Raw genomic sequence first — 23645 nt, 5'->3', positions numbered from 1 at the left:
GCGAAGATTTTTCATTGGGGAAGCGCTTTGCTTCCCGCTTGTGAACCTGTTTGAAAGACGATGAAAATCCGTACTACCGTACTCACCCTGCTGGGAGCCTTTGCACTCAACACCGCAGTGCTCGGCGACGCCTTTGCTGTAGCGCACCATGCGTCGTCGAAGAAGTCCCACGCAGCCAAGGCAGCGCCCAAGGCTGAAAAGGCCGAGAAGGTCGCCAAGTCGTCCAAATCCGGCAAGGCCAAGGGAAGCAAGATTGCCAGAGCGGTCGAAGAGAAAGCGCAGAACCGCAAGGTCGTTGCCGCGCCTCGCCACGCCCGCCATGCGGTTGCCGCGGCCAGCAACGACATCGACCATGAGGGCAATCCGCAGCTCCAGTCTGCGGCCTTCATGGTGGCGGACCAGGCCACCGGCAACGTGCTGCTGGAAAAGAACTCCGACACCGTTGTGCCGATCGCGTCCATCACCAAGCTGATGACCGCGATGGTTGTGCTGGATGCCCGCCTGGCTCTCAACGAGACGCTGACGATCAGCCAAGACGACGTGGATACCTTGCGGGGTAGCAGTTCCCATGTGCCGGTGGGCACCGAATTGCAGCGGGACGACATGCTGCGCCTGGCTTTGATGTCGTCGGAAAACCGGGCTGCGTCCGCCCTTGGCCGCAATTACCCGGGCGGCCTGCCGGCCTTTGTGGCGGCGATGAACCGCAAGGCCGCGGCTCTCGGTTTGCACGACACCCGCTTCTCCGACAGCACGGGACTCAATTCGGCCAATGTGTCGAGCGCCCGCGACCTGGTCAAGATGGTGTCGGCGGCGTCCCGCTATCCCTTGATCCGCGAGTTTTCCACCACCGCCAACTACGTGGTGTCCCTGAACGGTCGTCAGCGCCAATTCAACAATACCAACTCGCTGGTTGGCAGCCCGAACTGGCAGATTGGCGTGTCCAAGACCGGCTACATCAACGAGTCGGGCAAATGCCTGGTGATGCAGGCCTGGATGCTAAACAAGCCGATGATCATCGTGCTGCTGGACTCCTTCGGCCGCTTTACGCGGGTGGCCGATGCCCAGCGCGTCAAGCGCTGGCTTGAGAGCGCCGCGATGCAGCAGAAGCTCGCCGCCGCCGGCCGACATGGTCCGGCAACCTGAGGGCTGCTGTAGCGGAAATGGAAACGGGCGCCGAGGCGCCCGTTTTTTTGTGGCCTTCAGGAATGCGTGCTGCTGGATCCTGTCAGGCCGATCGCCGTCTGTAACGCCGGTGCTGGCTTTCCTGGCGGGCTCTCGTAGGGGCGAATTCATTCGCCCCTAGGCTTCAAGATGTATGGTTCCGCTCGACACAAACGGCCGTGACTCAGGGCTGGCGCGTGGCCGGGGCGACATAGCCCAACGCGCTGGAGATCTCGTCGGCGGTCTGGCGGATCAGCGGCGCCCAGTCCGGGTTGAAGCGCTCGGATGGCGTGGATAGGGACAAGCCGGCGACCAGGTCGCCGCTGTCGTCGCGGATGCCGGCGGCAATGCAGCGCACGCCGGTTTCGACTTCGTCCAGGTCATAGGCGACGCCGTGGCGGCGGACCTTGTCGAGTTCCTTCTCAAGGCCCTGCAAGGTGGTGATGGAGGTCGGCGTTGATGACGGCAGGCCGGTGCGGCGGGCGTATTCCTTGACCTTCTGGGCGCCGTCTTCCACCAGGAACAGCTTGCCGGTGGCGGTGGTATGCAGCGGCGCGCGGGCGCCGACAATGTGGACGACGCGCACGGCGGACTTGCCGCTGGAGGTCCGCTCCACATAGACGATCTCATCGCCGGCGCGGATACCGAGGTTGACGCTCTCGCCGGTTGTGGCGTGGAGCTTGATCATCGCGGCCATGGCAGTTTCCCGCAGGGAAATGCGGGATTTCACCAGGCTACCCAGTTCGAGCAGGCGGATGCCCAGGCGGTAAGCGCCGCCGTCGCTGCGTTCGACGAAGCCGCTGCTGCTCATCGCGCCGAGAATGCGATGGGCTGTAGACGGATGGAGCCCCGTTTCGGCGGCGAGCTGCTTGAGGGCAACCGGATCGGGGTGCTCGGCGAGGACGTCGAGCAGCTTCATCATGCGCTCGATGACCTGGATGGGGCTTTTCGCGGTTTCTGGCGTGGACAACGGATTTCCTGCCTCTGATTCAAGGACGCGGAATGGTATCTCAGGTGCGCTGATTTCGCCTAGTGAAATGCCGCGGCGCCGCAACCCTCGTCACACCTTGATGGAAAAGGGCGTGAAGTCGGTGTCCACATCGTAGTGATCCTCCCGTTCGGCTTCTTTCAGAAACGCGACGATCTTGTAGGTGAGCGGCGTGAACAGCGTCTCGACGCCGACCTTGGTGACGAACTGGGCGAGCATGATGCTCGGCAGCAACTCGTTGGGGATCAGGCCGGAGTTCCAGAAGGCGAGGGGATAGAACAGCAGGGAATCGACTCCCTCGCCAAAGATCGTCGAACCGATCGTGCGTTTCCATAGATGGCGGCCGTTGCTGCGGATCTTCATGCGGGCGAGTACGTAGGAATTGACGAACTCGCCACAGAAGAAGGCCGTCAGTGACGCGGCGACGATGCGCCAGGTGGAGCCGAAGGCGATCTCGTAGGCTGGCTGGTTGGTCCAGGTCGGAGCCGGCGGCAGGGCGACTACTACCGCAGCCATTACCGATGCGAAGACCATCGCGCCGAAGCCGGCCCAGATCACGCGGCGGGCGCGGGCGTAGCCATAGACCTCGGTGAGCACGTCGCCGAAGATGTAGGAGATCGGGAAGAACAGCACCCCCGCACCGAAGGTCACCGGCCCGAGGCCCGGGACGACGACTTGCGCGGCCTTGGCCGGGCCGATCAGGTTGGAACAAAGGTAGACGGCGACGAAGGCCGCCATCACGAATTCGTAATACTTGTACTGGCGTGGGGCTGGGGAATGCAGATGCGACGCAGTCGACATGGGGTTCTCCAGGGATGGCGGGCCCGCTTTCCTGGTCGAGGGGGCCTCGGAAGTGCTGTCAGTGTGGCATCGCAGCAATTCGACGGCAACGGGTTCAGCCAGCGACCATGTGCCCGGCCATGCGTACAACGATGCCGACCAGTGCACCGAGGGTGGCGGGCTTCCACACGTCGGCGACGCGCCGGCCGGCGGAGATGAGAACCGCTACGCCGGGCACGTCCAGTGGATGGATCAGCAGGCCTGCGCTGGCTCCGTTGAGCGTGGCGACATTGGCGGTGCCGGCACGCAGCATCTCGTCCATGACACCCATCATCGCGGTGCCGCCGGCCAGGTACTTGGTGAGGGTCGGCAGGATCAGCGTCGGGTCGGCGCCAACCGCCAGCAGCAGCGGCGACAGCAGGCCGGTGAGGGCGTCCAGAGCACCGAGGCGGCGCAGGGCGAGGACGACGGTGAGGGACAGCACCAGCATCGGGATGGAGCCGACGGCGATCTTGAAGGCTTCTGCGCCGGCCCGGTTGATCACGTCGAGGATGCCCTTGGCGCTCTCGGCAACTGGGTGGTGCAGGGTTTCATCGACGGTGTGCTCGGTGCTGCTGAGCCCGCGCCCGAAGCCGTAGTAGGTGGCTGCCGCAGCGGCCAGTCCGCCGACCAGCGACCAGCCGAGCACGACGCCGAAATGCAGGCCCATCGCCGCCATCGGCATCGACACGTTGGCCTGGGCCATGGCCATCACCATCGCCAGCGTGGCGGCCAGGTGGCGGCTGGAGGCGCCACGCTGGTCCATCATGGTCAGCGTGGCGACGGGAGCGGCGAAGCTGACGAAGTTGATTTGCAGCGCCGCAAACACGCCGAGGCCGGTCAGGCCGACGGGGCGCAGCAGCGGAGCCAGCCGGGCGACGACCCAGTCGAGCACGCCCCTGGCTTCCAGCAGGCGCATCAGGGACAGCATGACGATCATCACCGGCAGCAGCACGAAGAACGACAGTTCGACCGCTGAGCGGCCGGCGCGCAGGATCACATCGATAAGCAGGTCCATGGATGCAGTGCAGCAAAAATGGCAACGGCCCCGATTATCGGGGCCGCATACGCCGTGGGCAACCTGAGGGCAACCCTAGTTCACGCAGCGCTACTTGAGCAGCGGTGTCAGAAGCGGCAGCAGCCAGGGCAGGGTGATGGCGGTGAACAGGCCGTTGAGGCCCATTGCCAGCGCGGCGAAGGCGCCGGTCTGCTCGCTGAGCTGGAAGGCCCGCGCGGTGCCAATGCCGTGGGAGGCCAGGCCTAGGGCGAAGCCGATGCTGGCGTCGTCCTTTACGCCGAGGCGGCGCAGGATGCCGTCGGCGAAGATCGCTCCGAAGATGCCGGTCAGGATCACGAATACCGCGGTTAGCGAGGCCAGCCCGCCAAGGCGTTCGGCGACGCCCATGGCGATCGGCGTGGTGACGGACTTGGGCGCGAGTGAGATCACTGTCGGTGTGCTGGCACCCATCATCGCGCCGATGGCGTAGGCCGATAGGCCGGCGGTCAGCGAGCCGACAACAAGTGCGATCAGCAGGGGGCCGCCCATCGCGAGCAGGCGCTTGAGCTGGGCGTGGAGGGGCACCGCGAGCGCGACGGTGGTCGGGCCGAGCAGGAAATGCACGAACTGGGCGCCGTCAAAGTAGCGCTGGTAGGGCGTGCCGGTGACCAGCAGCAGGACGACCAGGATGCTTACCGATACCAGTACCGGATTGACCACCGGATGCCCCTTGGCCTTGCGGTGCAGGGCGAGGGCCAGCAGGTACACAGCCAGCGTCAGGGTCAGCCACAGCAGCGGCTGGGCGGACAGGTAAACCCAGATCTCGGTCATGCTTTCGGGGTTCATCGCGGTCCTTCCTGCTTGTTCCGGCGGGTCAGGAAGTGCAGCGTCAGCCCGGTGGCGGCCAGGCCCAGCACAGTACTGGCGACCAGCGCGACCAGAATCGGCCCGGCTTCATCGAACAGGCGGGCGCCGTGCAGCATGACGCCGGTACCGGCGGGGATAAACATCAGCGACAGGTTCTGCAGCAAGTTGCCGGAGGTCGTCCGCAGAGATTCGGTGGGCCCGCGGCGGGCGATCAGGTAGATCAGCAGCAGCCCCATGCCGATCACCGGACCGGGGACCGGCAGGTGCAGTGCAACGCGCAGGGCTTCGCCGGCGAGCTGGAAAGCCAGCAGAAGGGCAAAGGCGGCGATCATGGGTGGAGTCCTCCGGAAAAGCGAAGGGCGTGTTTCAAAGGTACAAGGTGCATCTTGTGATGAGGCGAGGGACTGCGCTGGCTTTGTGGAATGGGAACCGACCCGTTGGGGCGGCCACTGTGAGGGGCGCTTCCGTGAGGGGGCGCAGTGGGGGCTGCTTCCATGGGGGCGAATTCATTCGCCCCCGGAGGTAAATCAGCGCGCGGTGGGCGAATGAATTCGCCCCCACAGGGCAAGCGCATCGTTTGCCTATTTGTTGTTGCGGGCCCGGGTCGCAACGCGGGTCGCCTGCATGAAATTGTCGTAGCGGTTCTCGGCTACCGCGAACCACTGCAGCTGGTCGTCGCGGAACTTTTTCCAGGTCTCGTAGATCCTGCGGAACTTGGCGTTCTTGGCGGCGATTTCATCGTAGAGGTCGAGCGCCGTCTTGAAGGCGGCAGCCATCACCTCGTTGGGGAAAGGCCGCAGCTGGGTGCCCGAGCCGACCAGTTGCTTGAGGGCGTTGGGGCTCTTGGCATCGTAGCTGGCCTGCATCTCCGAGTGGGCGCGCAGGCAGGCGTCCTCGAGGATGGCCTGGTATTCCTTGGGCAGCGAAGCCCAGTGCTTCATGTTCACGTAGATGGAGAGCTGGGGTCCGCCCTCCCACCAGCCCGGGTAGTAGTAATACTTGGCCACCCGGTTGAAGCCGAGCTTGAGGTCGTCGTAGGGGCCGACCCACTCGGCGGCATCGATGGTGCCTTTTTCCAGGGCCGGGTAGATGTCGCCGCCCGGGATCTGCTGCGGCACCACGCCAAGCTTGGCCAGCACCTGGCCGGTGATGCCGCTGATGCGGAATTTGAGGCCCTTGAGGTCGTCGAGGGACTTGATCTCCTTGCGGAACCAGCCGCCCATCTGGGTGCCGGTGTTGCCACAGGGGATCAGGTGGATGTTGTAGTCGCGGAAGAACTCGCGCATCAGCTCCAGGCCGCCGCCACTGAGCATCCATGCAGTCTGCTGGCGGCTGTTGAGGCCGAAGGGGAGGCAGGTATCGAAGGCGAAGGTGGGATCCTTGCCGACGTAATAATAGGACGCCGTGTGGCCGATCTCGACGGTGCCGTCCTTCACTGCGTCGAGCACGCCCGGGCCGGGCACGATCTCGTTGGCGGCAAAGAGCTGGATCTGGAACTTGCCGCCTGTGGCTGCCGCGACATGCTTGGCCACCGATTCCGTGGCGCCGAAGATGGTGTCGAGGGTCTTGGGAAAGCTGGAGGCGAGTCGCCACTTGATAGTCGGCAGCTCGGCGGCGGAAGCTGGGGCCGCCACGGCCGCGCCGGCCATGCTGGCTCCGGCGTGCTTCAGGAAGGAACGTCTCTCCATGCTCGCTCTCCTTGCTCGGGACTTTTTTGGGGATCAGGCGCCGGCTACGGTCATGCGGTCCACCAGGATCGAGCCGCAGTGCTTGGAGCCGCGCACCAGCACGTCGGAGCCGATTTCCTGGATGCCCATCAGCATGTCCTTGAGGTTGCCGGCGATGGTGATCTCATGCACCGGGTACTGGATCTTGCCATTCTCGACCCAGAAGCCGGCCGCGCCGCGGGAGTAGTCGCCGGTCACGTAATTGACGCCGTGGCCGAGCAGCTCGGTGACGAGCAGGCCGCGGTCCATCTGCTTGATGAGGCCGTCCAGGTCGTACTGGCCGGACTTGACCAGCAGGTTGTGGCTACCGCCGGCGTTGCCGGTGGTCTGCATGCCCAGCTTGCGCGCGGAGTAGGTGCTGAGGAAGTAGCCTTGCAGCACGCCGTCGATGATGACCTCGCGATCCTGGGTGGCAACGCCGTCGTCGTCGAAGGGGCTGCTAGCGAAGGCCTTGGCCAGGTGCGGGCGCTCCGAGATCTGGATGTGGGACGGGAAGACCTGCTTGCCGAGGCTGTCCATCAGAAAGGACGACTTGCGGTACAACGCGCCGCCGCTCACCGCATGTACGAAGGCGCCGATCAGGCCAGCCGCCAGCGGCGCCTCGAACAGCACGGGCACCTCGCAGGTGGAGATCTGGCGGGCGCCGAGGCGGGCCAGGGCACGGCGCGCGGCGAAGGTGCCGATCTCGTCGGCGTCGGCCAGTTCGGACGGGTCGCGCTTCGTCGAGTACCAGTCGTCCCGCTGCATGTCGTCGCCCTCGCCGGCGATCACCGAGCAGGACAGGTAGTGGCGGGAGCTGGCATAGCCGCCGAGGAAGCCGAGGCTGTTGGCGGAGATGAAGTGCGCCTCCTGCATCGACACGCTGGCGCCATCGGAATTGCGGATCTCCGGGCTCACCGCGAAAGCGGCACGCTCGCATTTGCGGGCCAACTCGATGGCGTCCTCGGTGGAGATCTTCCACGGGTGGTAGAGATCGAAGTCGGGAAATTCTTTGGCCAGCAGGGCTTCGTCGGGCAGGCCGGCAGCTGGGTCGGGGGCCGTGAAGCGGGCGATCGACACGGCGGCGTCTACAGTGGCCTTGAGCGCTTCCTTGGAGAAGTCCGAGGTGCTGGCGTAACCGCGCTTCTGGCCGTCATAAATGGTGACGCCGACGCCCTTGTCCCGGTTGTATTCGATGGTGTCCACCTCGTCGCGGCGGACCGTGACGGACTGGCCGAAGCCTTCCGAGACATCCACCTCGCAGGCCGTCGCACCGCGCTTGCGGGCGAACTTGAGGATGTCTTCGGCGATGGTCTTGAGCTGGTCCTGGGTGAAGCTGAAACGGTTGTCGGCCATGGCGATCCGGTTGGATAGGGGCTAAAGGCTATAATCTTACCCTTCCCGAGCACTTCCTGCCCCCAGATGGCCCACTACAAATATCATCAAGACGAAGAAGACACCGGCCCCAGCAAGTCGGAGCTCAAGCGCGCCAGCCATGCCCTTCAGGATCTCGGCCAGGAACTGGTCGCCCTCGGCAAGGAGCGCCTGGCCAAGGTGCCGATGGACGAGGACCTGCGCGACGCGGTGAAGGACTACCAGCGCTTTCCGTCCCACGAGGCCAAGCGACGCCAGCTGCAATACATCGGCAAGCTGATGCGCAATGTCGATCCGGCGCCGATCCGCGCAGCGCTGGATGCCTTCAAGGGTGTATCGGCGGTCGAGACGGCCAAGATGCATCGCCTCGAAAACCTGCGCACCAAGCTGATCGAGGATGAAAAGACCCTCCACGACATCGCCGTTGCCCACCCGGGCGCCGATTTGCAACAGCTCCGCGTGCTGCGTCGCAATGCGATCAAGGAAAAAGAGCAGAACAAGCCGCCGCGCGCCTACCGCGAGCTGTTCCGGGTCCTGCGCGAGCTGGAAGAGGGGACGGCTGGCGAGACCGTTGACCACGAGCACGATGAGTCAGGAGACGAGGAATGAGCGAGGGCGTGAAGATCGGCCTGGTGTCCATCAGCGATCGGGCCTCGGGCGGCGTCTATGAAGACAAGGGCATCCCGGCGCTGCAGGACTGGCTGGGCAAGGCCCTGACCACGCCGTGGGAGGCTGTGACCCGCCTTATCCCGGACGATCAGTCGTCCATCGAGAAAACCCTGATCGAACTGTGCGACGAGGCCGGTTGCGCGCTGGTGCTGACTACTGGCGGAACCGGCCCGGCGCTGCGTGACGTAACGCCGGAAGCCACGCTGGCCGTGGCCCACAAGGTGATGCCGGGCTTCGGCGAGCAGATGCGCCAGGTCAGCCTGGCCTTCGTACCGACGGCGATCCTGTCCCGCCAGGTGGCGGTGATCCGCGGTCAGAGCCTGATCATCAACCTGCCGGGCCAGCCGAAGGCCATCGCCGAGACCCTCGAAGGCCTCAAGGATGTCGATGGACAGCAGAAGGTGCACGGCATCTTCGCCGCGGTGCCGTATTGCGTCGACCTGATCGGTGGGCCCTATATCGAAACCGATGAGGCCATCGTCAAGGCCTTCCGCCCCAAGTCGGCGATCCGCCCGAAGGCTTGAGGGCGACCTGATGCCTGAGTGCTACCGGACGATTCAAACGTAGCCGAGAAAGGTGCGGATTGGTGCGGCAGCCTGAGTTGTGTGCAGCCAGCCCAAGGCTGCGCAGTTGGCTATCACCGTTATCCAGAATACCGAGCGGAATGAGGCCTTCTGCGTCTTGTGATGGAGTAGGTGCTGAGCGGCGATTGCGCCTGGCCAGCCGCCCAGCAGCGCGTACAGGTGCAGAGTCTTTTCCTGCGTACGCCAGTGGCCGTGCAGTGCGGCACTTTTATCCCACCAGTACGCCAGAAAGGCCAGCAGGCTTGCAACCCCGTAGAGCAGAAGCAAGCGCGACGGAGCTTTGCCGGAAAAACAGGTCCACGCCAGACCGAGAAAGAACGCGGCGGCCAGGATCAGGGGCCATGTTCTAGTCTGCGAAGGGCGTGGCGCGGGGGCTTGGGGCGCTCCAGCGATTCCGACATCAATGGCTTGCGCGCGTCCGCGCTCGTCAATCGTTCGTTCGTAGGTCAGTAGTTGAGTTTCAGTCAGCCTGGGCTGCCCCCGCCGGACGGACTTGATGTGGACGAAGACCCGTTCGCTGCCGTCATTCGGTGTGATGAAGCCGAAGCCACGGGAGTCATCCCACTTGGTCAGTTTGCCTTGGTGGCGCATCTTTTCCTTTCTGCTTTCTGAAAAGGGATGGATCTGTCAGGGATTATTCTGGTTATCCCAACAGGATGCCAAGGGCAAGGCTCGGACTACTTGGCGAAAATCTTGATCACTTTGCTCTCGAAGCGTGGCTGCGGCAGGTAGCCGCCGGCCAACTGCTTGCGGCGTTCCTGTTCGCGCCACCAGGCGCGCAGGCCGAGGAGGCCGGCGGTGATCAGTGCGTAGATCAGCGGCTCGGTGATGTCTTTCTTGACCAGCCACCAGAAGTGCACGCAGCCGAGCACCGCGATCGGGTAGATGGCCCGGTGCAGGGCCTGCCAGCGGCGTCCGCCGAGCTTGCGGATGGCGGCGTTGAAGGACGTGGCGGCCAGCGGTGTCATCAGCACCAGTGTGGCGAAGCCGACGGTGATGAAGGGGCGCTTGAGGATGTCCTTGGCGATGGCATGCCAGTCGAAGAACTGGTCCAGCCAAACGTAGGTGAGCAGGTGGGTCACCCCGTAGGCGAAGGCGAACAGCCCGAGCATGCGGCGCAGGCGCACCAGCCAGTGCCAGCCCGAGTACTTGCGCAGCGGCGTCACGCACAGGGTGATCAGCAGGAAACGCAGTGTCCATTCGCCGGTGGCGCGGGTCAGCGCCTCGATCGGGTTGGCGCCCAGCGTGTCCATCTCCAGCCCGCGCCACAGCAGGAAGGCGGGCAGCAGGCAGAGAGCGAACAGGGCCGCCTTGATGGTGCCGAGTTGGGAGTTGGTCGGGGTCATAGTTGTTCTTGTCTTGTGATGTTCAGAAGAAGCGGCGCAGGTCCATGCCGGTGTACATCGACGCGACCTGGTCGGCGTAGCCGTTGAACATCAGCGTCTTGCGCTTGGAGAACTCGCCGATACGCCTCTCGGTGGCCTGGCTCCAGCGCGGGTGGTCCACTTCCGGATTCACGTTGGAATAGAAGCCGTACTCGCTCGGCCCGGCCTTCATCCAGGCGGTGAGCGGCTGCTTGTCGGTGAGGCGCAGGGTCACCAGCGACTTGGCACCCTTGAAGCCGTACTTCCACGGCACCACCAGGCGGATCGGCGCGCCATTCTGGACCGGCAGCACCTCGCCGTACAACCCAACTGCCAGCAGGGTCAGCGGGTGGCGGGCCTCGTCGAGACGCAGGCCTTCGTTGTAGGGCCAGTCGAGCACGCCGCGGGTCATGGTGCTCTTGTCGTAGTGGGAGACGAACTCTACGTACTTGGCGCTGCCCTGGGGCTCCACCAGCTTGAGCAGGCTGGCCAGCGGAAAACCGACCCACGGGATGACCATCGACCAGCCCTCTACGCAGCGCATGCGGTAGATGCGCTCCTCCAGCGGGGCGAGCTTGAGCAGTTCCTCGATGCCGAAGGTGCGCGGCTTGTTCACCAGCCCTTCGACGCGCAGCGTCCAGGGGGCCGGCTTGAGGCGGCGGGTGTTCTCGGCCGGGTCGGCCTTGTCGGTGCCGAGCTCATAGAAGTTGTTGTAGGTGGTGACGGCCTTGTAGGGCGTCGGCGTCTCGCCGATGCTGTAGGGACTTTTGGCCAGCGGGCCGAGGCTATGGCCGGCGGCGCGGGCCAGGCCGGCGGGCAGGGCTGCCGCCAGGGCGAGGGCGGTGGACTGGGCCAGGAAGCGGCGCCGGTCGCGGTACAGCTCGGGTGAGGTGATTTCGGACGGCAGGATGTCGGTGGGGCGACGGATCAGCATGGCAGCGTGTCCATTGTGATTATTCGTGGTGATGTAGACGGAGCAGGCTCGCAAAAATTACAGCATCGCAGGCCGGGGTCTTTCCGGGCATCCCAGTGGGGGCGAATTCATTCGCCCCCACTGGGCGAGCCCCGCCTTTGACCTAGCTGTCCCCGTTGAGTTGCCGATAAACCGTGCTGGCAATCGGCAGTAACGCGTCGCGCGTGAGCTTGCCGGACAGGGCGTAGGCCTGGCGACCGTCTATCCAGTAGAAGGTGGAGACGCCGTCCTGATGGGCGAAGCGGAACGCGGTGGCGCCGCTGTCCTGATTGTCGGCGCAGACGTACAGGGTCAGGCGCTGGCCGCCGCCGTCCTCGTACATCAGCAGCGCGCCAGGGCCGTTGTCGGCGGTGATCAGGCGGCCACCAACCAGGTGGAAGCCCTCGGCTGCTAGTTTGGGGGCGTGCAGTGCATGGCCCAGGCGCTTCGACAGCCAGGCGGTCAGGTGCGCCTCCTGATCTGCGCCGACCTCCACCGGGTGGCGCACTTCCGGCGTGAACACCGCGTGGGCGATGGCGGCCCGTTGCGGCAGGCTGGCCAGGGCGAGCGGGGCGGCTGTAGGCGCGGGCACGAGTTGGCGGTCGGCGATGATTCCGATCCCGATGCCCATGGCGAGCCAGGCCGCGGCAATGGCCGCCTGATGGAGGCGCCTGTGGGGGCGGGCGTTCAGCCGGGCGACGATGGCATGAGGGAGCGGTGCGTCGAGCTGGTGATCGTAGGCAACATGCAGCAGGGCCTTCTGGTCACGCCAGGCCGCCGCGGTGGCTTCATCGTCGGCATGGGTGGCGAGGTGGGCGGCAACCCGCATCGTATCTGCGGCGGATAGCTGTCCATCCACGTAGGCGTGCAGTTGATCCTTGCCGATGTGCTCCTTGTTCATTTCACGACCTTCAGATGCATGGGCCGGTCCTCGCCGGCCAGGATGGCGCGCAGCCGCTCGCGGGCGCGGGACAGGCGCGACATGACGGTTCCCGGCGGAATGCCCAGGATGCGGGCGGTGTCGGCGTAGCTGAGTTCTTCCAGTCCGACCAGCAGCAGGACTTCCCGCTGCTCGGGGGGCAGGCGCCCGAGTGCGCGGTCCAGGTCGCGCACGTCCAGTTCATCCTGTTGCTGGGGGCGTACCGGGATTGCGGGCGTGTCCTCGTCCAGTGTGACGAGGGGCGGCCGGTGGCGCAGCTGGTTGAGGAAGACATGGTGCATCATGGTCAGCAGCCAGGCCCGCAGGTTGCCCGGCCGCCATAGCAGCCATTTGCCGAGGGCTCGCTCCAGGGTGTCCTGGAGCAGGTCGTCGGCATCCGCATCGTTGCCCGTCAGCGCCCGCGCATAGCGGCGCAGGCGCGGGATCTCGGCGAGGATGGCGTGCTCGGCGGGCATTTGGCGTTGCGTGCGTCGTTTAAGGGCGGGCGACGTGCCACTGGTTGTTGAGGAAACCGTCTCCGGTGGTGTCGCCGGGCTTCTGGTCCTTGCTCCAGGTATAGAGCGGCCGGCCCTTGTAGGCCCACTGGCGGCGTCCGTCGTCGCGGCCGACGATGCTCCAGTCGCCGCGGGCCTGGTCTTTCTCGCTGGCCATCAAGGGCGGCCAGTTGGTGGCGCAGGGGCCGTTGCAGACGCTCTTGCCGCTGCCGGCCGCGTCCTTGTCGAAGATGTAGAGGGTCATGCCCTGGGTGTCGGTGAGCATGCCGTAGCGGTTCTGGGCCGGCGGGGTGTCGGGCATGCTGGCACAAGCGCCGAGGACGGCCGAAAGGCTCATGGCGAGGAACAGCTTTTTCATGGTCGTGGTCTCCTTCGTGTGTGGCTGGGTATTGTCTAAACAGCGCATGCGGGTACTTTATTCCACGCCCCTGAAAACAAATTGATCTTTCCCCGTCGTGGGCGCAGCGGTGTGCCACCGCGTGGTTTGCGCCTAGCAGCGGCCAAGCCGACTCTGCTAAACTCGCCGCCTGTCCAAGGTCTTTGCATGCAGCCGCCCGGCCGGGCCCAAGCCCCGCGGGACGTGCCGGGCAAGCCTCCATTCCACCTGTTTGAAAGCCTGATCCCGGATTCCAATGCGCATCCTGCTGAGCAACGACGACGGTTATTTCGCTCCTGGCCTGCATGCCCTCGCGGCTGCCCTGTCTGAAGTTGGAAAGGTCACCGTGGTTGCTCCCGAGCGTGACCGCAGTGGCGCCAGTAACTCCCTGACCCTCGACCGGCCCCTGTCCCTGCGCAGGGCCGCCAGCGGCTTCCATTACGTGAATGGCACGCCCACCGACTGCGTGCACCTTGCCGTTACCGGCATGCTGGACGAGTTGCCGGACATGGTCGTCTCGGGCATCAACCACGGCGCCAACATGGGCGACGACACCATCTACTCCGGTACCGTTGCGGCGGCTACCGAGGGGTTCCTGCTGGGGGTCCCGTCCATTGCCATTTCCCTGGTCGCCAAGGGCGCGTCCGATTTCTCCGGTGCTGCGCGGGTGGCCCGCGAGCTGGTCGAGCGTTTCCAGCAGGAGTCTATCGGCGTGCCGACGCTGCTCAACGTCAACGTGCCCGATCTGCCCTATGCGCAGATCAAGGGCGTCCAGGTTACGCGCCTCGGCAAGCGTCACAAGGCCGAGCCCACGGTCAAGTCGGTGACGCCGCGCAATGAGACCGTCTATTGGGTCGGGGCCGTCGGCGCAGCCCAGGACGCCGGTGAGGGAACTGATTTCCATGCGGTGGCCAACGGCTACGTGTCCGTCACGCCGCTGCAGATCGATCTGACCCACCAGAGCCAGATTTCCACTGTTCGCGACTGGCTGGGCAAATGAGCAGTGAAGCGCTGCGGACCGCGTTGCAGACCACCCTGCGGGCGCGGACGCGCATGGTCGAGCGAATCAAGGAGCAGGGTGTTCGCGACGAACGCGTACTTGCGGCGATGATGGCCGTGCCGCGCCATCTCTTCGTCGAGGAGGCGCTGGCATCGCGGGCCTACGAGGACACGGCGCTGCCCCTCGGCCTGCAGCAGACCATCTCCCAGCCCTTCGTCGTGGCGCGGATGATTGAGCTGTTGATGGCGGGCCGCGAACTTGGCAAGACGCTGGAGGTCGGAACTGGGTGTGGTTATCAGGCGGCGGTGTTGTCGCACCTCGGAACGGAAGTCTATTCGGTGGAGCGCTTGCGCCCGCTGCTCGACCGGGCGCGCAACAACCTGCGCCACCTGCGTCGCCCCAACCTGCGCCTGAAACATGCCGATGGTAGCGTGGGCTTGAAGGAAGCCGCGCCCTACGACACGATCATCGTCGCTGCGGCGGCGCCGAAGGTGCCGCCGGCACTGGTCGAACAATTGGCCGATGGCGGTCGGTTGATCCTGCCGGTCGGCGCGACGGAGCAGGTGCTGGTTCTTATCGAGCGCACGGCTCGCGGCATCCGAGAAACACGCCTCAGCGCGGTGCGCTTCGTACCCCTGCTGCCCGGCACAGAATGATTGATGCTCAACGAATGATGTTGTCCCGCGTTTGTACAAGTAGTCTCCTGATGGCCCTGCTGCTGGCCGGTTGCGCCACCAAGTCGCCAGCCCCTGTTGCGGAGCGCACAACGCGTCCCGCAAGTCAGGCGCCGGACAAAGGCGAAGCGCCGGCGCCGGCTGCGCAGCCCAAGGTGGCACGGCCGGGGTACTACATCGTCAAGCCCGGTGACACGCTGATCCGTATCGCCCTTGATCATGGCCAGAATTACCGGGATATCGCGGCCTGGAGCGGCCTTGATAACCCCAACCTGATCGAGGTCGGGCAGGAGTTGCGCGTGCGTCCGCCCGAGTCTGGTGCGGTGACGCGGCCGGTGGTGTCGTCCGGGGTCGAGGTGCGTCCTGTTGGCGCCACCAACGGCTCGGCCGTGCCCGCAGTAGCGGCAAGTAGCGACGGAGTACGCCGGGAGCCTAAGGGGGGCAAGGTGCCCTATTCCGAACAGGCCTGGGCCCTGGCCCAGAAGCCGGAAGCCCCCGTCGCCGTGGCCAAGGTCGAGCCCCGGCTGGATGCCGGCAAGCCGGAAGCCGTGAAGCCCGAGGCCGCCAAACCAGAACCAAAGCCCGAACCCAAGGAAGACAAGAAGCCTGAGCCTTCCAAGCCCGCTCCGGCGACATCCGGTGAGGATGGCAAGATCGACTGGGCTTGGCCCGCATCCGGCAAGATCATTGCAGGTTTCAACGAAACCTCCAGCAAGGGTGTGGACCTGGCTGGCAAGAGTGGTGACCCGGTACTTGCGGCGGCCAGCGGTCGCGTCGTTTATGCCGGTACGGGTTTGCGTGGTTATGGCAAACTGGTTATCGTTAAGCATGACAATAACTTCCTGAGCGCATACGCCCACAACCAGAACCTGATGGTCAAGGAAGGACAGGCGGTGAGCAAGGGACAGAAAATTGCCGAACTGGGCGATACCGACAGCGACCGCCCGAAGCTGCACTTCGAGATCCGCAAGCAGGGCAAGCCGGTTGATCCCGGCAAGTTCCTGCCGCCTCGCTGAGCACCTAAGGGTGCGGGGCAGGGGCGAGCGGTGCGCTGATATGAATGACTATAGTCGCCAGGCATCACCCTTGCCGAACTTTGGGTGAGCACTGGCAGGAGGAGCTGCATGAAATGTTGTCTCCCTGAGTGTCTCCCAACGGTTCAGAGAGGGTTCCATGTACGATCCGGCCGTTCCTGAGGAACTCGACAGCCCCGAGTCGGACCTGCCCCCGGAGGTCGAGGCCTTCCTCGAAGTCCCGGCGCAGTCGCCCGACACCGAATTTCTGGGTGATGTCACCCAGCTCTATCTCAATGAGATCGGTGCCAATCCGCTGCTGACTGCGGACGAGGAGCTGTCCCTGTCTCGGCGGGTCCGCGAGGGGGATTTTCTGGCCCGCCAGACGATGATCGAGCGGAACCTGCGCCTCGTCGTCAACATCGCCAAGCATTACCTCAACCGGGGCATACCGCTGCTCGACCTGGTGGAGGAGGGCAATCTGGGGCTTATCCATGCCCTCGAAAAGTTCGATCCGGAGCGTGGCTTCCGTTTCTCCACCTACGCGACTTGGTGGATCCGTCAGAACATCGAGCGGGCGATCATGAACCAGTCCCGCACGATCCGCCTGCCGGTCCATGTGGTGAAGGAGTTGAACCAGGTGCTGCGTTGCCAGCGCCAGCTCGAGGCCGCCAGCAACGGGGATTTCTCCATCGAGGACGTAGCCCGCCAGCTCGGCCGGCCGGTTGAGGATGTGCGGGCGATCCTCGCCCTCAACGAGCATACGGCGTCCCTGGACGCACCATTGGACATCGACCCGACCCTGTCGATCGGCGAATCCCTGGCAGATGATGACGCCGAGACGCCCGACGTGCAGATCCAGGACCTCGAGGTCGAGACGCTGGTGCGCGAATGGATCGGTCAGCTCAGTGAAAAGCAGCGCATGGTCATCCGCCACCGCTATGGTATCGACGAGTGCGAGGTGCAGACGCTGGAGGAGCTGGCCGACAGCCTGGAGCTGACCCGCGAGCGGGTGCGCCAGATCCAGCTCGAGGCCCTTGGCCAATTGCGCCGCATCATTAAACGGCGTGGTGTTTCGAAGGATGTGCTTCTCTAGTCCGGAGCGGTGGGCGGAATGCCGGCCAACCGCTGCGGCGTTCCGTTAATTCACCTTCCGTCAGGATTGAAGTCCATGAGCGAAACCGTTCGCGTGTATCACAACGTCCGATGCTCCAAGAGCCGTTCCGCCTGTGCGCTGCTGCAGGAAAAAGGCGTGGCATTGGAAATCGTCGAATACCTCAAGACGCCGCCTAGCCGGGCCGAACTGGCCGAGATCGTCAGGAAGCTGGGCGTGCCGGCCGAAAGCATCGTGCGCACCGGCGAGGACATCTACAAGTCCGACTACAAGGGGCGCTCGCTCAGCGAGGATGAATGGCTGGATGCGCTGGCTGCACACCCCATCCTCATCGAGCGGCCGATCGTCGTGCGCGGTGAGCGCGCCATGGTCGGCCGGCCGCCGGAAAAAGTGCTCGAGCTTTTCTAACGCATCTGCCCGGGGGGACGAAACAGGCCAGTGACAACGTGAAGCCGTAGGGGCGAATTCATTCGCCCACGGACTGCATTAAACCGACTGAGGGCGGATGAATTCGCCCCTACGGGCAGAGGGGGATGTCAGCGCCGGTTGGCGAGAGCCGTCTGGCGCGCGGCCTTGACTGCTTCACCCAGTTGGAAGACCGACATGGCGTAGAAGCTGCTGCGGTTGTAGCGGGTGATCACGTAGAAGTTCTGGTAGCCGAGCCAGTATTCGCTGTCCTCGCCGGGCGTAACCAGTTCGACGAAGGCCGCTTTGTTGGGGGGCATCTCGCCGTTGGCGGCTTTGATGCCGCGGCTCGTCAGCGTAGCCGGCTCGAAGGTAGGATCAACGTCGTTGGCGATCAGTGCCGTAAGGTCAGCGCCCGGCGTCACGCTGGCGCGAAGGGCGATCGGGGCGCCACTCTCCCAGCCGTGCATCTGCATGTAGCGGGCAACGCTGCCGATGGCGTCCTTGGGACTGTTGAGGAGGTCGATCTGACCGTCCCCGTCGAAATCCACCGCGTAGTTCCGCACGCTGCTCGGCAGAAACTGGGGAAGGCCCAGTGCGCCGGCGTAGGAGCCCTGGTAGTCGAGCGGGTCACGGTGCTGCTCCCGCGCCATCAGCAACAGGTTTTCCAGCTCGCTGCGGAAGAGCTCGGCCCGCCGCGGGTAGTCGAAGGCCAGGGTGGACAGGGCTGACACCGCTTGGTAGTTGCCGGTGTTGCGACCGTAGATGGTCTCGACGCCGATGATGCCGACGATGATTTCCTCCGGCACGCCGTACTTATCGCTCGCCGCCTTGATCGTGTCTTGATAGCGCTCCCAGAAGGCGACGCCGGCCTTGATGCGCACGGGCTCGATGAAACGGCCGCGGTAGCGCTGCCAGGACCGCACGCCGGGGTCCTTGGGGGGGGAGATGGCCTTGATCACCGATGGCAGATACTGGGCGCGGCGAAAGATGTAGGTCAGTGCGTCCTTGTCGAAGCCGTGGCGCTGCTGCATTTCGGCGATGAACTGCTGGGCTTCCGGGCGGTCTGCATAGCGTTCCGCGGCATGGGCCATGGCGGGCACGCCGAGGCAGGAAACGAGAAGGGCCAGCGTCAGGGAGCGACGGAAGGAGGCGTTTTTCATCGGGGACGGAAATTCTTGATGGAGTGCTTCAGACTTTGGAGGGCGGCTCGCTCGATGCCTGCGCGCCCGTAACGCAGGCGGGCATAGTCGGTAGCGATGTGCTTCACGGTGTCGGCGAGGTCGGGCCGCTGGCTGGCGACACGCTCGGCGTAGTCCTGCGGGCCTTCCCAGGCGGCACGGGGCAGTCCTGCGGAAGCGAGTCGGCGACAGAAAAGCGACCAGCTGCGGTCAAGGGCGTCGGCTGACAGGCGTCGTCGCAATACCCATGCGGTTAGGGCCGCCATGACGAGGGTGCAGGCGCCGCCCATCAGCGCGGTAATCGTCTGCCAGTCAGCATCCTTCACGCCGAAATCGGCGAGCAGGGCTTTCTGGCGGGCCGGATTGTACCCGAGAACCCATTGGTTCCAGCGGTTGTCTAGGGCGTCCAGCTGATTGCGCAGTTCCCGCAGCCAGGCAAGGGAGCTGCGGGACAGCAGCGGCAGGCGGTCACTGTCGGGCAGAGCGGCGGCAAGGCCGCCATCGATGCGGCGGGGGGCGCTGGCGGCGGTCGGGTCGACACGTTTCCAGCCGCGGCCGGCCAGCCAGACCTCGGCCCAGGCATGGGCGTCCGACTGGCGGATCACCAGTGTCCCGTCCACCGGGTTGAACTCTCCGCCCTGGTAGCCGGTGACGACCCGCGCCGGAACCCCCGCTGCGCGCATGGCGATGACGAAGGCGGAGGAGAAGTGCTCGCAGAAGCCTTGCTTCGTATCGAACAGGAAGCTGTCCGCATCCTCCCGGCCAAGGGGCTGGGGGTCGAGGGTGTAGCTCAAGCCGCGCCGCCGGAAGTCGGCGATGACCCGCTGCAGCGCATCGTCGGCGTCGCGGGCTTCCTGCTGGATGCGGGCTCCGAGCGCCTGGGTACGAGGATTGCTGCCGGAGGGCAGGGCCAGGGCCTCGCGTAGCTCCAGGGGGCTGGCGTCGACGCCGACCGGTGTATGAGGATAGGACCGCAGGGACAGCCGCAGCCGGCTACGTACCGGATCGCTCGACATCAGCTGGAAATCGCTGCCGTAGCGCAGGCCGGGGGCCTCGGCGGGAAAGTCGAGAGCGAGCAGCCAGCGCTGGTTGTGGGGTTCGAGGGTGAGGGTGTAAGGGTAGGCGACGCCCTGGGGGGCATAAGCGGGTCGTGGGGCCGTGCTGCTGCGCGCTGCACGCCAGCTGCGTCCGTCGAAGCGGCTGAGGACCGGGCCGCGCCAGTACCGTTCGGCGGGGGGCGGCAGTTCGCCGGAGAAGGCGGCCCGGAAGGCAATCTCGCTGGATTCGCTGAGGCGTGCCATATCGCCGGGTGTCATGCTGTCCGACAGCCCGCTGACCCGGTTGTAGGCATCGGCCGGCAGGCCCCACAGCGGCCCTTGAACGCGGGGAAAGAGGACGAACAGCACGAGCATCAGCGGAACGCCCTGTAGAACCAGCCTGGCGGCCGAGGTGAGGCGTGCCTTCAGGGCTGCGGGCTGCCCCTGCAGAGCCAGCAGGCTGCCGATGGCCACCGTTGCGCCGAGCAGTGCGAGGGCCGCGATCTGCATGCTCTGCTGATACAGGAACTGACCGGTCTGCATGAAGAGGCACAACAGCAGCACCGCCCGGCCGTCGCGGCGGCTGTCCGTTTCTAGCAGCTTGAGGCTCAACAGGCCGGCAAGCACCGCGATGCCCGGATCCTTGCCGAAGAACTGGTGGTATTCCAGCAGAACCAGCCCGACCACGGTGGCGGACAGGCCGACCAGCAGGAGGCGATGGGGCAGGTGCCCCTTGCCGAGGCTGATAGCCGTCCGCCACAGCAGCAGCAATATGCAGACCGCGGTGATCGCCGGGGGTAGGTGCTGCCCGTGAGGGGTCAGGCTGATGGCTGAGCAGGCAATCAGCCATCCGGCCTGGTCGGGGCGCAGGCGGGCTTCAGCCATGGGCGCGACCGTATAGCGCGAGGGCGCTGAGGCAGGCGTGCCGGTGCGCCGTGCCATGGGCGCATTGAAGCAGTGTGCCGGGGATGCGCAGACCGTAGTCGAGGCCGCTCCGCTCTGCGTCGATGACCCAACTGGTCAAGCGCGACAGGCGGGCTTCCGTCTCCAGACCGGCGGGCAGGGCTTGCCAGTCCAGCCAGATGCTGCCGCGTTGGTTACCGTCGAAGGTCTTGGTCAGCCAGGGGCCGCCCCGGGCCACCGCCTTCCAGGCCACGTGGCGTGGCGAGTCGGCGGGCTGGTGGTGGCGCAGGCCAGCGAAGTCGTCCATGCCGTTGCCGTGCGTGCCGCCGCCGGGACGATCGCCCGCGCCATGGGGGAGGGCGGGCGCCCCGCTTTCCGGCGTCGGGTAGACCAGGCCGCGCATGTCGGGCTGAAACAGGCTCCAAGCACGGATCAGGCCGAGGGGGTGGCAGGTTTCGAGGGTCAGGCGGGGGAGCTGGAGCCAGCCGCGCTCGGTGGTGGCGATGGCTACGTCCTGCAGAATCCGCCCTGCTGCCGGGACATCGAAGAGTAGTTCTTCCACGGGTTTCCCGCCGTGCGTCGGTCGCAGCTGGAGCCCCGTGCGGGGGCGCCCTCCAGGGTTGTTTAGAACGATGCCGAAGTGGAGCGGGGCGCCACAGAATACCGGCTCGACCCGGCCTGGCTCGATGCGCAGCTCGACCAGGTTGCGAAAGGCGTGGTGAATGCTCACCCAGGCGACGCTGCCGATCAGGAAGGTCAGCGCGTAGCCTAGGCTAAGGGTGTAGTTGATCGACGCCAGTAGCATCACCGCCAGGGTTGCGCCAAGGGCCAGCCCGAAGGTGGTCGGCAGCACGAAGATGCGTCGCTGGCCCAGCGTGATGGGGGCCGCCTCGGGCCCCTTGACGCGGAACAGCCAGCGCTGGAATGCGGCGCGTGCACGGCTGAAGCTCATCCCGGTAGCGCTACGGCTTCAATCAGGCGCCGTGCCAGTTGATCCGCTGTCAGTAGGGTGTCGTCGTCGGCTCGCAGGCGGTGGCCGGCGACGGCTGGCAGGACGGCTTGAACGTCCTCTGGCAGCACGTGGTCACGGCCGGCCAGCAAGGCCCACGCCCTGGACGCCGCCAGAAGGGCCAAGCCGCTCCGGGGCGATAACCCCAGCGCGAAGCCGGCGCCCTGGCGACTGTGGGCGAGCAAGGCCTGCAGGTAGTCGAGCAGGCGCGGGCCGGCATGGATCTGACGCACCGCGGTGAACAGGCTGTCGAGTTCGCCGGGCTGCAGCTCGGGCTGTACCCGCGCCAGCATATCGCGCCGGTCCTCGCCGGCGAGCAGGGCGCGTTCCGCGGCGGGGTCCGGATACCCCATCGAAATGCGCATCAGGAAGCGGTCCAACTGGCTTTCAGGCAAAGGAAAGGTGCCGATCTGCTCCGCCGGATTCTGGGTGGCAATGACAAAAAAGGGCTCAGGCAGTGGCCAGCTGCGGCCTTCCGCGCTGATCTGGCGTTCCTCCATGGCTTCGAGCAGTGCGCTCTGGGCCTTGGGCGTGGCCCGGTTGATCTCGTCGGCCAGCACCAGCTGGGAGAACACCGGCCCCGGGTGGAAGCGGAAGTCGCCTTCCCGCTGGTCGAACACCGACACGCCGACGATGTCGGCGGGCAGCATGTCGCTGGTGAACTGGATGCGCTGGAACTGCAGGCCCAGCACCCGGGCGAGCACGTGGGCGAGGGTCGTTTTACCGACCCCTGGAATGTCTTCGATCAGCAGGTGGCCGCGGGCCAGCACGCAGGCAAGGGCGAGACGGACGGCGTGCTCCTTGCCGAGAATGATCCGGCATGTGGCTTCGGCAAGTCGGTTGGCAATCTGCTGCGGCATGGCGCGGGCTTTTTTCAGGCTGTAGTTAAGGGGATAATGATTCCATAACAGCGCTCTCGGCGTCGTGCTCCAATGACCGGTACAAGGTTGCGGAGTTCGCGCCGGACAAGGCGTACGCCGGAGAGTGCAAGCATTCACGACGTATAACAAGACACTGCGAGAGGCAGGGGAGAGTCTATGACGAGTACCGCATTCATCACGCACCGGGATTGCTGGTTGCATAACATGGGTGAGCATCACCCGGAGTCTCCGGAGCGTCTCGGTGCGATCAACGACCGTCTGATTGCGGCGGGCCTCGATATGTACCTGGCCTTTCATGACGCACCGCAGGCGACCATCGAGCAGCTTTCACGGGCGCATCCCAGGGAGCACGTGGAAGAACTCCTGGCCAGTGTGCCAGAGCACGGCATCCGTCACCTGGATCCGGACACGGCCCTGTGCCCCAACACCATGAAGGCAGCGCTGCGCTCGGCCGGGGCAGGTGTTTACGCCACCGACCTGGTGATCTCCGGCCAGGCCGAGAACGCGTTCTGCGCAATCCGTCCGCCCGGCCACCATGCCGAGGCCGGCAAGGCGATGGGTTTCTGCTTCTTCAACAATGTGGCGGTGGCGGCGAGGCATGCGCTGGAGGCGCACGGCCTGAAGCGGGTTGCGGTGGTGGATTTCGATGTGCATCACGGCAACGGCACGGAAGACATCTTCCGCGACGATCCCCGCGTGCTGATGGTCAGCATCTTCCAGCATCCGTTCTACCCATACAGCGGCGCCGACAATCCGGCCCCCAACATGGTCAATGTCCCGATGAAGGCGGGCAGCCGGGGGGACGTCTTCCGCGAGGTCGTCACCAATATCTGGATGCCGGCGCTGCGCAATCACGCACCCGAGATGATCTTCATCTCGGCCGGCTTCGATGCCCATTACGAGGACGACATGGGTTCCATGGGCCTGGTCGAAGCTGATTACGTGTGGGCCACCGAGCAGCTCAAGACCGTTGCTGCCGAATGTGCCGGGCGCCGCATCGTGTCCTTGCTGGAAGGTGGTTATTCGCTGTCGTCGTTGGCCCGCAGCGTTGTGGCGCACGTCAAGGCGCTGGCCGACCTGTAATTGATCGCCAAAACTCCGGCGCAAACCCGCCGCGGCGGGTTTTTCGTTTCATGG

General features: G+C 65.3%; 26 protein-coding genes. 9 read left to right on the top strand and 17 right to left on the bottom strand.

What is annotated here, in order from left to right; genetic code table 11:
* Positions 1–60 precede the first annotated feature (60 nt).
* On the top strand, positions 61–1143 hold the full coding sequence (gene pbpG / locus ACE3RX_RS12995; RefSeq protein ID WP_374484214.1) for a D-alanyl-D-alanine endopeptidase: 1083 nt from the start codon (positions 61–63) through the stop codon (positions 1141–1143).
* Between the two features lie 202 nt (positions 1144–1345).
* Here the strand turns inward: pbpG and ACE3RX_RS12990 are convergent, their stop codons facing one another.
* The 7 genes from ACE3RX_RS12990 to pmbA all read right to left on the bottom strand — a co-directional run bounded on the left by ACE3RX_RS12990 (position 1346) and on the right by pmbA (position 7894).
* A complete protein-coding gene (locus ACE3RX_RS12990) occupies positions 1346–2083 on the bottom strand; it encodes an IclR family transcriptional regulator (RefSeq protein WP_374484272.1) in 738 nt (245 codons plus the stop codon).
* Positions 2084–2221: 138 nt separating this feature from the next.
* A complete protein-coding gene (locus tag ACE3RX_RS12985) occupies positions 2222–2950 on the bottom strand; it encodes a queuosine precursor transporter (protein ID WP_374484211.1) in 729 nt (242 codons plus the stop codon).
* 94 nt (positions 2951–3044) lie between these two features.
* The gene (locus ACE3RX_RS12980) at positions 3045–3986 is read right to left on the bottom strand and encodes a nucleoside recognition domain-containing protein (protein ID WP_374484206.1); all 942 of its coding nucleotides are present in this window, start codon (positions 3984–3986) and stop codon (positions 3045–3047) included.
* Between the two features lie 90 nt (positions 3987–4076).
* Positions 4077–4811 carry an LrgB family protein gene (locus tag ACE3RX_RS12975; RefSeq protein ID WP_374484202.1) on the bottom strand — a complete coding sequence of 245 codons (735 nt, stop codon included), beginning with the start codon at positions 4809–4811 and terminating at the stop codon, positions 4077–4079.
* On the bottom strand, positions 4808–5164 hold the full coding sequence (locus ACE3RX_RS12970) for a CidA/LrgA family protein (protein WP_374484199.1): 357 nt from the start codon (positions 5162–5164) through the stop codon (positions 4808–4810). Before ACE3RX_RS12970 ends, ACE3RX_RS12975 begins: the two co-directional genes overlap by 4 nt.
* Before the next feature lie 249 nt (positions 5165–5413).
* Positions 5414–6520 carry a TRAP transporter substrate-binding protein gene (locus ACE3RX_RS12965; RefSeq protein WP_374484196.1) on the bottom strand — a complete coding sequence of 369 codons (1107 nt, stop codon included), beginning with the start codon at positions 6518–6520 and terminating at the stop codon, positions 5414–5416.
* 33 nt (positions 6521–6553) lie between these two features.
* Complete coding sequence (gene pmbA, locus ACE3RX_RS12960; RefSeq protein ID WP_374484193.1) at positions 6554–7894, bottom strand: metalloprotease PmbA; 1341 nt, start codon at positions 7892–7894, stop codon at positions 6554–6556.
* A 66-nt stretch (positions 7895–7960) separates the two neighbouring features.
* Here pmbA and yjgA point away from each other — a divergent pair, with 66 nt between their 5' ends.
* Together yjgA and mog are read left to right on the top strand one after the other, a co-directional pair.
* Entirely contained in the window at positions 7961–8521 is a 561-nt protein-coding gene (yjgA, locus tag ACE3RX_RS12955) for a ribosome biogenesis factor YjgA (RefSeq protein ID WP_374484190.1), read from the top strand.
* On the top strand, positions 8518–9105 hold the full coding sequence (mog, locus tag ACE3RX_RS12950; RefSeq protein WP_374484188.1) for a molybdopterin adenylyltransferase: 588 nt from the start codon (positions 8518–8520) through the stop codon (positions 9103–9105). Before yjgA ends, mog begins: the two co-directional genes overlap by 4 nt.
* 33 nt (positions 9106–9138) lie before the next feature.
* On the opposite strand, the gene ACE3RX_RS12945 is transcribed toward mog, so the two are convergent.
* From ACE3RX_RS12945 to ACE3RX_RS12920, 6 genes are all read right to left on the bottom strand, one after another.
* Entirely contained in the window at positions 9139–9756 is a 618-nt protein-coding gene (locus ACE3RX_RS12945; RefSeq protein WP_374484186.1) for a DUF1294 domain-containing protein, read from the bottom strand.
* A gap of 86 nt (positions 9757–9842) precedes the next feature.
* Complete coding sequence (locus tag ACE3RX_RS12940) at positions 9843–10511, bottom strand: sulfite oxidase heme-binding subunit YedZ (RefSeq protein WP_374484183.1); 669 nt, start codon at positions 10509–10511, stop codon at positions 9843–9845.
* Positions 10512–10533: 22 nt separating this feature from the next.
* Positions 10534–11463: a protein-methionine-sulfoxide reductase catalytic subunit MsrP gene (msrP, locus tag ACE3RX_RS12935; protein WP_374484180.1), complete on the bottom strand. Its 930-nt coding sequence runs from the start codon at positions 11461–11463 to the stop codon at positions 10534–10536.
* 142 nt (positions 11464–11605) lie between these two features.
* Positions 11606–12382 carry an anti-sigma factor gene (locus tag ACE3RX_RS12930; RefSeq protein WP_374484176.1) on the bottom strand — a complete coding sequence of 259 codons (777 nt, stop codon included), beginning with the start codon at positions 12380–12382 and terminating at the stop codon, positions 11606–11608.
* A complete protein-coding gene (locus ACE3RX_RS12925; RefSeq protein WP_374484173.1) occupies positions 12379–12876 on the bottom strand; it encodes a sigma-70 family RNA polymerase sigma factor in 498 nt (165 codons plus the stop codon). Before ACE3RX_RS12925 ends, ACE3RX_RS12930 begins: the two co-directional genes overlap by 4 nt.
* A gap of 19 nt (positions 12877–12895) precedes the next feature.
* The gene (locus tag ACE3RX_RS12920) at positions 12896–13273 is read right to left on the bottom strand and encodes a hypothetical protein (RefSeq protein ID WP_374484170.1); all 378 of its coding nucleotides are present in this window, start codon (positions 13271–13273) and stop codon (positions 12896–12898) included.
* 274 nt (positions 13274–13547) lie between these two features.
* Here ACE3RX_RS12920 and surE point away from each other — a divergent pair, with 274 nt between their 5' ends.
* The 5 genes from surE (at position 13548) to arsC (ending at position 17500) form a co-directional block, all read left to right on the top strand.
* Positions 13548–14291 carry a 5'/3'-nucleotidase SurE gene (surE, locus tag ACE3RX_RS12915; RefSeq protein ID WP_374484167.1) on the top strand — a complete coding sequence of 248 codons (744 nt, stop codon included), beginning with the start codon at positions 13548–13550 and terminating at the stop codon, positions 14289–14291.
* Positions 14288–14947: a protein-L-isoaspartate(D-aspartate) O-methyltransferase gene (locus tag ACE3RX_RS12910; RefSeq protein WP_374484163.1), complete on the top strand. Its 660-nt coding sequence runs from the start codon at positions 14288–14290 to the stop codon at positions 14945–14947. Before surE ends, ACE3RX_RS12910 begins: the two co-directional genes overlap by 4 nt.
* Before the next feature lie 50 nt (positions 14948–14997).
* Positions 14998–15981, top strand: a complete 984-nt coding sequence (locus ACE3RX_RS12905; protein ID WP_374484160.1) for a peptidoglycan DD-metalloendopeptidase family protein — start codon at positions 14998–15000, stop codon at positions 15979–15981.
* 157 nt (positions 15982–16138) lie between these two features.
* Positions 16139–17074: an RNA polymerase sigma factor RpoS gene (gene rpoS, locus ACE3RX_RS12900; RefSeq protein ID WP_374484157.1), complete on the top strand. Its 936-nt coding sequence runs from the start codon at positions 16139–16141 to the stop codon at positions 17072–17074.
* A gap of 75 nt (positions 17075–17149) precedes the next feature.
* The gene (gene arsC / locus ACE3RX_RS12895) at positions 17150–17500 is read left to right on the top strand and encodes an arsenate reductase (glutaredoxin) (RefSeq protein ID WP_374484155.1); all 351 of its coding nucleotides are present in this window, start codon (positions 17150–17152) and stop codon (positions 17498–17500) included.
* A gap of 128 nt (positions 17501–17628) precedes the next feature.
* Here arsC and mltB read toward each other — a convergent pair whose 3' ends face one another.
* Genes mltB through ACE3RX_RS12875 form a run of 4 tightly spaced genes read right to left on the bottom strand, consistent with a single transcriptional unit; the run spans position 17629 to position 22487 of the window.
* The gene (gene mltB, locus ACE3RX_RS12890) at positions 17629–18660 is read right to left on the bottom strand and encodes a lytic murein transglycosylase B (RefSeq protein WP_374484153.1); all 1032 of its coding nucleotides are present in this window, start codon (positions 18658–18660) and stop codon (positions 17629–17631) included.
* Complete coding sequence (locus tag ACE3RX_RS12885; RefSeq protein WP_374484151.1) at positions 18657–20600, bottom strand: DUF3488 and DUF4129 domain-containing transglutaminase family protein; 1944 nt, start codon at positions 20598–20600, stop codon at positions 18657–18659. The genes mltB and ACE3RX_RS12885 overlap by 4 nt, the downstream gene beginning before the upstream one ends.
* Complete coding sequence (locus ACE3RX_RS12880) at positions 20593–21570, bottom strand: DUF58 domain-containing protein (RefSeq protein ID WP_374484149.1); 978 nt, start codon at positions 21568–21570, stop codon at positions 20593–20595. The genes ACE3RX_RS12885 and ACE3RX_RS12880 overlap by 8 nt, the downstream gene beginning before the upstream one ends.
* Positions 21567–22487, bottom strand: a complete 921-nt coding sequence (locus tag ACE3RX_RS12875; protein ID WP_374484146.1) for an AAA family ATPase — start codon at positions 22485–22487, stop codon at positions 21567–21569. Before ACE3RX_RS12875 ends, ACE3RX_RS12880 begins: the two co-directional genes overlap by 4 nt.
* Positions 22488–22664: 177 nt before the next feature.
* Here ACE3RX_RS12875 and ACE3RX_RS12870 point away from each other — a divergent pair, with 177 nt between their 5' ends.
* Entirely contained in the window at positions 22665–23591 is a 927-nt protein-coding gene (locus tag ACE3RX_RS12870) for a histone deacetylase family protein (protein WP_374484144.1), read from the top strand.
* Positions 23592–23645: the final 54 nt, after the last annotated feature.

It is taken from the genome of Zoogloea sp. (assembly GCF_041914405.1).
In the GTDB taxonomy this organism is placed as follows: Bacteria; Pseudomonadota; Gammaproteobacteria; order Burkholderiales; family Rhodocyclaceae; genus Zoogloea.
This window is presented reverse-complemented; position numbering and strand designations above follow the sequence as displayed.